The sequence below is a fragment of the Hydrogenophaga sp. genome (genome assembly GCF_051007235.1).
Taxonomy (GTDB): domain Bacteria; phylum Pseudomonadota; class Gammaproteobacteria; order Burkholderiales; family Burkholderiaceae_C; genus Hydrogenophaga.
Window position 1 is genome coordinate 1 of the sequence record NZ_JBPCSJ010000126.1, and the last position, 11,202, is coordinate 11,202.

The following is an 11,202-nucleotide window of genomic DNA, read 5'->3' on the forward strand; positions in this document are numbered from 1 at the left end:
GGCGATCCGCATCGAGCTGTTCGACGACGAGGTGGAAAGCCTGCAGCTGTTCGACCCGCTCACCGGCAAGGTGCGGCAGAAGATCCCGCGCTTCACCGTCTACCCCAGCAGCCACTATGTGACGCCGCGCGAGCAGGTGCTCAGCGCGGTCGAGGCCATCAAGGACGAGCTGCGCGTGCGCCTAGGCCAGCTGGTGGGCATGGGCAAGCTGGTGGAGGCGCAGCGCCTGGAGCAGCGCACCCGCTTCGACCTGGAGATGCTCAGCGAGGTCGGCCACTGCAAGGGCATCGAGAACTACTCGCGCCACCTGGCCGGCAGCGCACCGGGCGACCCGCCGGCCACGCTGACCGACTACATGCCCAGCGACGCCATCATGTTCCTGGACGAGAGCCACCAGATGATCGGCCAGCTCAACGCCATGTACAGCGGCGACCGCTCGCGCAAGACCACGCTGGTGGAATACGGCTTCCGCCTGCCCAGCGCGCTGGACAACCGGCCGCTGAAGTTCGACGAGTTCGAGCAGCGCATGCGCCAGTGCATCTTCGTCTCGGCCACGCCGGCCGATTACGAAAAAATGCACGCCGGCCAGGTGGTGGAGCAGGTGGTGCGCCCCACCGGCCTGGTGGACCCCGAGATCGAGGTGCGCCCCGCCACCCACCAGGTGGACGACGTGTTGCAGGAAATCCGCATCCGCGTGGACAAGAACGAGCGCGTGCTCATCACCACGCTGACCAAGCGCATGGCCGAGCAGCTGACCGACTACCTGACCGAGAACGGCGTCAAGGTGCGTTACCTGCACAGCGACGTCGACACGGTGGAGCGGGTGGAAATCATCCGCGACCTGCGCCTGGGAGCCTTCGACGTGCTGGTGGGCATCAACCTGCTGCGCGAAGGCCTGGACATTCCCGAGGTGTCGCTGGTGGCCATCCTGGATGCTGACAAGGAAGGCTTTCTGCGCGCCGAGCGCTCGCTGATCCAGACCATCGGCCGCGCGGCGCGCAACCTCAATGGCCGCGCCATCCTCTACGCCGACCGGATCACCGATTCGATGCGCAAGGCCATCGACGAGACCGAGCGGCGCCGCGCCAAGCAGACCGCGTACAACGTGGAGCACGGCATCACGCCCAAGGCGCTGAACAAGCGGGTCAAGGACCTGATCGACGGCGTCTACAGCGAAAAGGCCGGCAAGGAAGCCGACCGCCTGGCGGCCGAAAGCGCGCTGCGCGCCAGCGTGGACGAGATGAGCGAAAAGGACATGGCGCGCGAGATCAAGCGGCTGGAAAAGCTCATGCTCGAACACGCGCGCAACCTGGAGTTCGAAAAGGCCGCCCAGATGCGCGATCAGCTCCACCGTTTGAAGGAAAGGGTGCTGGGCGCACCCGGCCTGGACCACGTGGCCTGAAGGACAATCGAAGAGATAAGCGACCTCGCAGGGAATGCCCCCCGAGGGGTAGGACGGGGTCGCAACACCTGGCCCCCATTCCAACATGCAAGCAATGCCACCCGCGCAGGGCAGCCGCGGTCCGAACGAGGACACGCGCATTTACCTGGTCGAAGACGATCCCACCATCCTGCAGTTCGTGCAGCAAGCTTTGCTGCTGCGCCCGCAATGGCGCCTGATAGGCCAGGCCGGCAGCCTGGCGCAGGCCCGCCAGGGTGTGCTGCACTGCGATGCCAACGTGTTTCTGGTCGATCTGGGCCTGCCCGACGGCCGCGGCGAAGAGGTGCTGCGCCTGCTGGCCCGCCACCAGCCCGACGCGGAACTGCTGGTGTTCACCGTGTTCGGCGAGGAGTCGCGCCTGGTCGGCGCACTGGAAGCTGGCGCCACAGGCTACGTGCTCAAGGGCTGCACAGGTGAACAGCTGATCGAGGCGATCGAACAGATCCGCGACGGCGGCGCTCCGATTTCGCCGCTGCTCGCGCGCCTGTTGCTCAAGCAGTTCCGGTCGGTGCAGGACTCGTTGCCCGACCACCCGCCCGACGATCTGGTGGGGGATGTGCTGCTTTCCGAGCGCGAGACCGAGGTGCTCAAGCTGGTGGCCAAGGGCTATGTGAACAAAGAGATCGCCCAGAAACTGGGCATTTCGCCGGCGACGGTGGGCACGCACATCAAGAACCTGTACCGCAAGCTGGCGGTGCACAGCCGGGTGCAGGTGGTGCGCGTCGCGCAGGAGCGCGGCTTGCTGTGAGGCCGCTGCTGCGGCCCCTGCAGGCACTGGCCCGTGTGCCGGCCTACGTGTGGGCCGCCGTGCTGGTGGCGGGCATGCTGGCGGTGCTGGCCCTGGTCACCCGCGTGGGCCATATGCCCGGCGCGCAGGTGATCCAGCACGCGGAGCTGCGGGCCACCGATGCGCCTGGCGTGCAGACCGTGGCCTTGCCGCACGTGTGGCACAACGAGCGGCGCGACTGGTCGGGCCATGCCACCTACCGCCTGGGTTTGCCGCTGGCGCTGGCCGGCACCCCGCTGGACAACCGCCTGGGCCTGCTGCTGCCCCGTGTGGGCGTGCGCTACCGGGTCCTGTTCAACGGGCAGGAGGTGGCGGCCGAATGCTGGCGGCGTGGCCCCGGCTATTGCGACGCCGGCACCCACGCGCACTTTGTGGCCTTGCCGGCCGCGCTCATGGCGCCGGTGTGGGCGGACAACCGCATCGACATTGAACTGCAGGGCCAGCCGCTGCGCATCAGTGGCCTGTCCCCGGTGTGGGTGGGGCCGCACGACACACTGAACCAGCGCTACCGGTGGCTCAGCTGGTGGCAGGTCGATCTGACCTGGATGGTCACCGCCTCGGCGTTCATGATGGGCTTGTTGTCACTGCTGATCTGGGTGCGCACCACCGAGCGCCTGTTCGGCCTGCTCGGCGGCGGCCTGCTGGTGCTCACGGTGCGGCTGTGGCTGTCCACGCCGGTGTTCGTGCCAGGCCACTTCGCGCTGTGGGACTACCTGCACAAGCTCAGCTTCACCTGGTACTGCGGCTTTGTATACCTGTTCATGTCCGAACTGTTCGACTTTCGCCAGGGCATCGTGCGCCGTCTGGTGGTGGCCATGATGGCCCTGGGCCCGTTCTGGCTGGCCGCGCTGGAGTGGACGGTCAACTACCAGCTCTATCGGCTGTGGACCGGTGTGATCGTGCTGGTCTGTGTGGCGGCGCTCTTGGCCGTGATCCACCGCGCCCGCTGGGGTATGAACGTCAACCAGCGCATGATGGTCGTGGTGGGGCTGGCGGTGATGGTCACTGGTTTGCGCGACTTTCTGGTGGTGCAGATGGGCTTGCCGGGCGATGTTGACATCCGCTGGATGACGCCGGGCAGCCTGGTGCTGATGTTCGCCATGGGCTGGGTGCTGGTGCGGCGCACGGCGGTGGCCCTGGAGCAGGTGGCCCGGCACAACACCGAACTGGCGCAGAAGGTGCGCGAGCGGGAAGAGGAACTGCACGCCGTGTTCGACCGCCTGCAGGCGGTGGAAAGCCAGCGCGTGCTCGAAGCCGAGCGCCGGCGCCTGACGCGCGACATGCACGACGGGCTGGGCAGTCAGCTGGTGCAGACGCTCAACATGGTGCGCAGCAGTGGCCAGCGGATCGAGAGCGCAGCGGTGGCGTCCATGCTGCACCACGCGCTGGAGGAACTGCGGCTGACCCTGGACTCGCTGGAACCCATGGACGGCGACCTGCCGACCATCCTGGGTACGCTGCGCCAGCGCGTGGAGCCTGCGCTGCAGGCGGCCGGCATCGAGCTGGCGTGGCAGGTGGAAGAGGTGCACGCCGTGCCGGGGCTTGAAGCGCGCGGCGTGATGCACCTGTTCCGCTGTCTGCAAGAGGTGTTTGCCAACGTCGTCAAGCACGCGCAGGCCACGCGGGTGACGGTGCGCACCTGGGAAGAGGGCGGACGCATCGGCCTGAGCGTGGCCGACAACGGGGTCGGGCTGGGCGCCGCGTCCCACGAGCTGTTCCAGGGCGGCGGGCGTGGCATCGGCAACATCCGCCTGCGCGCGGCCGAGATCGGCGCCACGGTGCACTTTTCGTCCGCCCAGCCCGGCACCTGTGTGAGCTTCGTGTTCGACACGCGCCCCGGAGCGGCGGCGCGTTGATGTTGGTTTGTCCAGGACAAACGGGCTTAGAATGCGGGTAGCCGAGCAAATCACTTGGGTTTAGCGGTATACTCGACGAAAACAGTCGGGAAACTTCGGCAAGAGAACCACGCACAGCGTGGTGGGTGGGCGGAGAAGCGGTTTTGGGAACGGTGTTTCCCTCGACCTCCCTACGACAGTCAAGCCACACAACCAGGAGCTTGAAATGCGCCTCACGACCAAAGGCCGCTTTGCGGTCACCGCCATGATCGATCTGGCCCTGCGCCAGAACAACGGACCTGTCACGCTCGCGGCCATCAGCCAGCGGCAACAAATTTCGCTGTCCTACCTGGAGCAGCTGTTCGGCAAACTGCGCCGCCACGAACTGGTGGAATCCACCCGTGGCCCGGGCGGCGGTTACACGCTGGGCCGCAAGGCCACCGACATCACGGTGGCGGACATCATCGTGTCGGTGGACGAACCCATTGACGCGACCCAGTGCGGTGGCAAGGAAAACTGCCACGGCGAGGGCAACCGCTGCATGACCCACGAGCTGTGGGCTCAGCTGAACGCCAAGATGGTGGACTTCCTCGACTCCGTGTCGCTGCAATCCCTGGTGGACGAGCAAGTCGCCAAGGGCGTGGTGGTCGAGAACGTGCCCATGATCAAGCGCGCCATTTCCAGCGCGCCCGTGGTCAAGCCCATCCGCGTGAATGCCCCGAACTCGGTGTTCGCCCTCGGAGGCGTTGCCTTGTCCAAATGAGCGGAGCCGGTGTTCGCACCGGCATCCGATGGTTGGTGTGGCACTCGCGTTGCGGGAGCCACAGTCCTGATCCCACGATTTCCCCACACAGAACCTGCCGCCATGAGCACGCCGCACTTTCCCATTTTCATGGACTACAGCGCCACCAACCCCTGCGACCCGCGGGTGGTGGACGCCATGATCCCCTGGTTGCGCGAGCACTTCGGCAACCCGGCTTCGCGCAGCCACGCCTGGGGCTGGGAAGCTGAAAAAGCTGTCGAGACCGCCCGTGAACAGGTGGCAGCACTGATCAACGCCGATCCGCGCGAAATCGTCTGGACCTCGGGAGCCACCGAGTCCAACAACCTGGCCTTGAAGGGTGCGGCGCACTTCTACAAAACCAAGGGCAAGCACCTGATCACGGTGAAGACCGAGCACAAGGCCGTGCTGGACACCATGCGCGAGCTGGAGCGCCAGGGCTTTGAGGTCACTTACCTGGACGTGCAGGCCGACGGCTTGCTGAACCTGGACGCCTTCAAGGCCGCGATCCGCCCCGACACCATCCTGGCCTCGGTCATGTTCGTGAACAACGAGATCGGCGTGATCCAGGACATTGCCGCCATCGGCGCGATCTGCCGCGAGAAGGGCGTGATCTTCCACGTGGACGCGGCGCAGGCCACGGGCCGGGTGGACATCGACCTCACGAACCTGCCGGTCGACCTCATGAGCCTGACCAGCCACAAGACCTATGGTCCCAAGGGCATCGGCGCGCTGTACGTGCGCCGCAAGCCGCGCATCCGCATCGAGGCGCAGATGCACGGTGGCGGCCACGAGCGTGGCATGCGCTCGGGTACGCTGCCCACCCACCAGTGCGTGGGCATGGGCGAGGCCTACCGTATCGCCAAGGAAGAGATGCACGCCGAGAACCAGCGCATCCGCGCCCTGCACGACCGCATGGTGGCGGGCCTGAAGGACGTCGAAGAGGTGTTCATCAACGGTCACGAGACGCAGCGCGTGCCGCACAACCTGAACATGAGCTTCAACTACGTCGAAGGCGAGTCGCTGATCATGGGCATCAAGGGGCTGGCGGTGTCGTCCGGTTCGGCCTGCACCTCGGCCAGCCTGGAGCCCAGCTACGTGTTGCGCGCCCTGGGCCGCAGCGACGAACTGGCCCACAGCAGCCTGCGCATGACGATCGGCCGCTGGACCACCGAAGAAGAAATCGACTACGCGATCGCCACCATCAAGGAAAACGTCGCCAAGCTGCGCGAGTTGTCCCCCTTGTGGGAAATGTTCAAGGACGGCGTTGACCTGTCCACCATTCAGTGGGCTGCCCACTGAACGTATGAAGGAGAAAGACCATGGCCTATTCTGAAAAAGTTGTTGACCACTACGAAAACCCCCGCAACGTCGGCTCGTTCGACAAGGGCGATGAGTCCGTCGGCACCGGTATGGTGGGCGCGCCCGCCTGCGGCGACGTGATGAAGCTGCAGATCAAGGTGAATCCCAGCACGGGTGTGATCGAAGACGCGCGCTTCAAGACCTACGGTTGCGGTTCCGCCATCGCGTCGAGTTCGCTGGTGACCGAGTGGGTCAAGGGCAAGACGCTGGACGAAGCGGCGGCCCTCAAAAACAGCGAAATCGCCGAAGAACTGGCGCTGCCGCCGGTGAAGATCCACTGCTCCATCCTGGCCGAAGACGCCATCAAGGCCGCGGTGGACGACTACCGCAAGAAGCACGCGAACTGAAGTCCTGCCATGTCCGTCACGATTTCTGAAGCCGCAGCCCGGCACGTCACGCGCTACCTGGCCAAACGGGGCAAGGGCGTGGGCGTGCGCCTGGGCGTCAAGACCACCGGTTGTTCGGGCCTGGCCTACAAGCTGGAATACGCCGACGAGATCGCGCCGGAAGACGTGGTGTTCGAGGCCAATGGCGTGAAGGTGCTGGTCGATCCGAAAAGCATGCCGTACATCGACGGCACGCAGCTGGACTTCGTGCGCGAAGGGCTGAACGAGGGGTTCAAGTTCCACAACCCCAACGAGCGCGACCGCTGCGGTTGCGGCGAGAGCTTCCGCGTCTGACGCAGCCCTAGCGTCTGACTGGTGCCGCCAGCGGGTTCGCTCCCTGGCGGCTTTTGTTTGGTGCCACCATGAACCTGCAATCCAACGATTTCGAACTGTTCGAACTGCCCGTGGGCTTTGCGCTGGACCGCGCGCAACTGGACGAGCGCTGGAAGGCGCTGCAGCGCGAGGTGCACCCCGACCGCCACGCCGCGGCGGATGCGCAGACCCAGCGCCAGGCCATGCAGTGGTCGGTGCGCATCAACGAGGCCTACCAGCGCCTGAAGGACCCGCTGCAGCGCGCGGCCTACCTGTGCGAGCTGCACGGCGCGCCGATCCAGGCCGAGAACAACACGGCCATGCCCGCCGCCTTCCTGATGCAGCAGATGGAATGGCGCGAAGCCCTGGACGATGCCACCACCGCTGCGCAGCTGGACGACATGGCCGACGAAGTGGCCGCCGCCCGCCAGCGCATGCTGGCGGACCTGCAGCAGACCGCCGATGTGCAGCGCGACTGGCCTGCGCTGGCCGGCCAGGTGAGAGCCCTCATGTTCGTTGAGCGTTTTGCGCGCGACGTGTCGGGGCGTCTCGATCAACTGGGACAATAAGAGGTTCGTCGGCGTTCCGACCTGTTTTCAGCTCTCCGTACATGGCACTCCTGCAGATCTCCGAGCCCGGCCAATCCCTAGACCCGCACCAGCGCCGCGTGGTGGTGGGCATCGACCTGGGGACCACCCATTCGCTGGTGGCGGCCGTGCGGCACGGCGTGGCCGAATGCCTGCCCGCGCTGGACGGCAAGGCCATCCTGCCCAGCGTGGTGCGTTACCTGGACCCTGCCCAGGGCGGTGCCGGGCGCCAGATCGGTTTTGATGCGCTGGCCGCCCAGATCGGTGACCCCGCCAACACCATCAGTTCGGTCAAACGCCTGATGGGCCGCCGACGCGATCAGGTGGTGGATGTGGACAAGCTGTCGTATGCGGTGGTGGACGAGAACGGCATGGCCGTGGTGGACACCGTGGCCGGGCGCAAGACGCCGATGGAGGTGAGCGCCGAGATCCTGGCCACGTTGCGCTTTCGCGCCGAAGACAGCTTTGACGATGAACTGTTCGGCGCCGTGATCACCGTGCCCGCGTACTTCGACGACGCCCAGCGGCAGGCCACCAAAGACGCGGCTCAGCTGGCCGGCATCAACGTGTTGCGCCTGATCAACGAACCCACGGCCGCCGCCATCGCCTACGGCCTGGACAACGGCAGCGAGGGCGTCTACGCCATCTACGACCTGGGCGGCGGCACCTTCGATATTTCCATCTTGCGCCTGACGCGTGGCGTGTTCGAGGTGCTGGCCACGGGCGGCGATTCCGCCCTGGGCGGTGACGACTACGACCAGGCGCTGGCCGCCTGGGTGCTGCAGCAGGCGGATCTGGGCCCGGTGGCCGACGCCGCCGAGCGCGCCGCGCTGCACCGCGAAGCACGGCGGGTGAAAGAGCAGCTGACGGGCCACGAGAGGGCCACGTTCCGTGCCGAGATTGAAGGTCGCGCCATTGAACAGGCCGTGCGCCGCGAAGACTTTGAAGCCTGCACATCCGAACTGACCGCCCGCACCCTGACGGCGGTGCGCAAGGTATTGCGCGATGCGAATGTGGCAAAAGACGAGGTGCAGGGCGTGGTGATGGTGGGCGGTTCCACCCGCATGCCGGTGATCCAGCGAACCGTGGGCGATTTCTTCGGTCGCGAACCGCTGACCAACCTGAACCCCGACGAGGTGGTGGCGCTGGGCGCCGCCATCCAGGCCAACGCGCTGGCGGGCAACAGCAAGGACGGTGATCTGCTGCTGCTGGACGTGATCCCGTTGTCCCTGGGCATCGAAACCATGGGCGGGCTGGTCGAGCGCATCGTGCCGCGCAACAGCACCATCCCCACCGCCCGTGCGCAGGACTTCACCACCTACCAGGACGGCCAAACCGCGCTGGCGCTGCACGTGGTGCAGGGCGAACGCGACCTGGTGGCCGACTGCCGCAGGCTGGCGCGCTTCACGCTGCGCGGTATCCCGCCCATGGCGGCTGGCGCAGCGCGCATCCGCGTGACGTTCACCGTGGATGCCGATGGCCTGCTGGCGGTGACCGCCAAGGAGCAGGGCAGTGGTGTCGAAGCCAAGATCGACGTCAAGCCGGCCTACGGTTTGTCGGACGAGCAGATCGCCGCCATGCTGCAGGACAGCTTCAGCACCGCCCAGCAAGACATGGCCGCGCGTGCGCTGGTGGAAGCCCGGGTGGACGCCGACCGCATGATCGCCGCCACGCGCAGCGCGATGGCCGCCGATGGCGACCTGCTGAGCTACGCTGACCGTGGCGCCATCGAATCGCTCATCGCTGCGCTGGCCGCCACCACCGGTTCGGGCAGTGCGGCCGACATCGAAGCCGCCACGCAAGCGCTGGCCAAAGGCACCGAGGCCTTTGCCGCTCAACGCATGAACCGCGGTATCCAGCAGGCGCTGGCCGGCCGCAAAGTCGAAGAAGTCTGAACACCATGCCCACGATCAAAATCCTGCCCCATCCCGAGTACTGCCCCCAAGGCGCCAGCATCAGCGTCCCGGCCGGCACGTCCATCTGCGAAGCGCTGCTGGACAACCACATCAACATCGAGCATGCCTGCGACATGAGCTGTGCCTGCACCACCTGCCATGTGGTGGTGCGCGAAGGTTTCAACAGCCTGGGTCAGCTGGACGAGGCGGAAGAGGACCTGCTCGACCGCGCCTGGGGTCTGGAGCCGAATTCGCGCCTGGCCTGTCAGGCCATCCTGGCACAGCAGGACCTCACGGTCGAGATCCCCAAGTACTCGATCAACCACGCCAAAGAAAACCACTGAGGTGGCGGCGCGCAGGCAGCACCCCCACGTTTGAGGGGGTGCCAGCCACGCCAGGTTTTGCCAGACTGCAGGTCTTCTTTGACCACCCTGGCGAGTCCATGAACCCCGTCCCCCAACGTTTCCAGCCCCTGGCGCTGTGCATGCTGCTGGGCTTGATGCCCGTCGTGCAGGCGCAGGCCCAGTCCTCCACCGATGCCGCGCCCGCCGCCCATGTGGAGAACGGCGACAAGCTCAAAGGCCTGAACAAGGTCGTGCTGGCCAGCTGCGGCGTCTACGTGCTGCAGGAGTTCGACGCCGGATCGACCGCGCAGCGCGGCAGCACGCAGGGCAGCATCGCCATGACCAGCGCCAACCTCAAGGTCGTGGGGCTGGAGCCCACGCGTCTGCAAGCCATGACGGATCAGCTCTGCGCGCAGGCGGTGCAGGCTGTCCGTGCGCGCGGGCTGACGGTGATTGAATTGCCCGCCGAAGGCGGCGGCCCCGCGGTCGAGGCCTGGCGGACCGCTGGCGAAGCCGCGCCGCTGGCGTTTGACGCGGCCGGCGGCAAGGGCACGGTCTACAGCGCCAAGGGCCTGCCGCTGCTGCACGTGTCTGAAATGGGCTGGCTGCACCGCAACTCCGGCGGTTTGTTTGGGGGCCCCAAGGTGGACGACGACTACGTGTCCCTGGGCGGCAAGATGGGCGTGGGCTTCCAGATGACCAAGCTGCAGCCCTTGATCAAGACCCTGGCCGAATCGCAGCAGGCACCGCTGCTGCACGTGCGCCTGGTGCTGGCCCCTGGCAGCGTCACAGCCAACAAGGGCGGGTTCTTTGCTGCTGCGTCCGAAACCAAGTCCAGTGCCGCGCTCATGCTGCCGGCCTTTACCAACCGGTTGCTGGTGACCACCGGCGACGGGGCGGTGGCCCGGGTGTCACTGGACAAGGCGCTGATCGCCGAGGCCGGCATCGGCGAGCTGGCCGATGTGACCAGCACCGCCGAAACAGCGGGCAACATCGCGCTGGCGGCGTTCTCCATCCTCTCGGCGGCGTCGGGGCACGGCCGCGCGGTCATCAACAACTCGCGCAAGCAAGAGCTGCGGGCCGATCCCGACCAGTTTGAAACCGTGGCCAAGACGCAGGCCGGGGCCGTGCTCGAGACCTTGTCGACCCGCCTGGTGGCGCCCTGATCCGGCCCAGTGCGCCAGCGGGCGTCCCGCATAATCGGACGCATGCGCCAGATCGTTCTTGACACTGAAACCACCGGCCTGTCCGCTGAAAACGGCGACCGGATCATCGAAATCGGCTGCGTGGAGCTGCTGCACCGCAAACTCACCGGTCGCAACCTGCACCACTACGTCAACCCCGAGCGCGACAGCCACGAAGACGCGCTCAAGGTGCACGGCATCAGCAACGAGTTCCTGCGCGACAAACCCAAGTTCGCACAGATCGCCGACGAGTTGCTGGCCTACCTGGACGGTGCCGAACTCATCATC

Annotated in this window: 12 protein-coding genes; all 12 read left to right on the plus strand. The window is 66.4% G+C overall.

Annotated elements, in window-relative coordinates; genetic code table 11:
- A partial coding sequence (locus ACR2JA_RS04805; protein WP_434007974.1) for a helicase-related protein occupies positions 1 to 1,402 on the plus strand: 1,402 nt, incomplete at its 5' end.
- An 85-nt stretch (positions 1,403 to 1,487) separates the two neighbouring features.
- Positions 1,488 to 2,189, plus strand: coding sequence for a LuxR C-terminal-related transcriptional regulator (locus tag ACR2JA_RS04810; RefSeq protein ID WP_434007975.1), 702 nt, complete (start codon positions 1,488 to 1,490; stop codon positions 2,187 to 2,189).
- Entirely contained in the window at positions 2,186 to 4,084 is a 1,899-nt protein-coding gene (locus ACR2JA_RS04815; RefSeq protein ID WP_434007976.1) for a sensor histidine kinase, read from the plus strand. The genes ACR2JA_RS04810 and ACR2JA_RS04815 overlap by 4 nt, the downstream gene beginning before the upstream one ends.
- Positions 4,085 to 4,289: 205 nt before the next feature.
- Positions 4,290 to 4,826: a Fe-S cluster assembly transcriptional regulator IscR gene (gene iscR, locus ACR2JA_RS04820; protein ID WP_434007977.1), complete on the plus strand. Its 537-nt coding sequence runs from the start codon at positions 4,290 to 4,292 to the stop codon at positions 4,824 to 4,826.
- A 102-nt stretch (positions 4,827 to 4,928) separates the two neighbouring features.
- Positions 4,929 to 6,146 (plus strand): IscS subfamily cysteine desulfurase, encoded by a 1,218-nt coding sequence (locus ACR2JA_RS04825; RefSeq protein ID WP_434007978.1) that lies wholly within the window; start codon positions 4,929 to 4,931, stop codon positions 6,144 to 6,146.
- Between the two features lie 20 nt (positions 6,147 to 6,166).
- The gene (gene iscU / locus ACR2JA_RS04830; RefSeq protein ID WP_434007979.1) at positions 6,167 to 6,553 is read left to right on the plus strand and encodes a Fe-S cluster assembly scaffold IscU; all 387 of its coding nucleotides are present in this window, start codon (positions 6,167 to 6,169) and stop codon (positions 6,551 to 6,553) included.
- A gap of 9 nt (positions 6,554 to 6,562) precedes the next feature.
- Positions 6,563 to 6,886, plus strand: coding sequence for an iron-sulfur cluster assembly protein IscA (gene iscA / locus ACR2JA_RS04835; RefSeq protein ID WP_310564837.1), 324 nt, complete (start codon positions 6,563 to 6,565; stop codon positions 6,884 to 6,886).
- A gap of 68 nt (positions 6,887 to 6,954) precedes the next feature.
- Positions 6,955 to 7,473, plus strand: coding sequence for a Fe-S protein assembly co-chaperone HscB (gene hscB / locus ACR2JA_RS04840; RefSeq protein ID WP_434007980.1), 519 nt, complete (start codon positions 6,955 to 6,957; stop codon positions 7,471 to 7,473).
- A gap of 41 nt (positions 7,474 to 7,514) precedes the next feature.
- Positions 7,515 to 9,386 (plus strand): Fe-S protein assembly chaperone HscA, encoded by a 1,872-nt coding sequence (gene hscA, locus ACR2JA_RS04845; RefSeq protein WP_434007981.1) that lies wholly within the window; start codon positions 7,515 to 7,517, stop codon positions 9,384 to 9,386.
- 5 nt (positions 9,387 to 9,391) lie between these two features.
- The gene (gene fdx / locus ACR2JA_RS04850; RefSeq protein WP_434007982.1) at positions 9,392 to 9,730 is read left to right on the plus strand and encodes an ISC system 2Fe-2S type ferredoxin; all 339 of its coding nucleotides are present in this window, start codon (positions 9,392 to 9,394) and stop codon (positions 9,728 to 9,730) included.
- Between the two features lie 98 nt (positions 9,731 to 9,828).
- Positions 9,829 to 10,896, plus strand: coding sequence for a hypothetical protein (locus ACR2JA_RS04855; protein ID WP_434007983.1), 1,068 nt, complete (start codon positions 9,829 to 9,831; stop codon positions 10,894 to 10,896).
- Between the two features lie 30 nt (positions 10,897 to 10,926).
- The coding region (locus ACR2JA_RS04860; protein ID WP_434007984.1) for an exonuclease domain-containing protein at positions 10,927 to 11,202 on the plus strand (276 nt) is incomplete at its 3' end.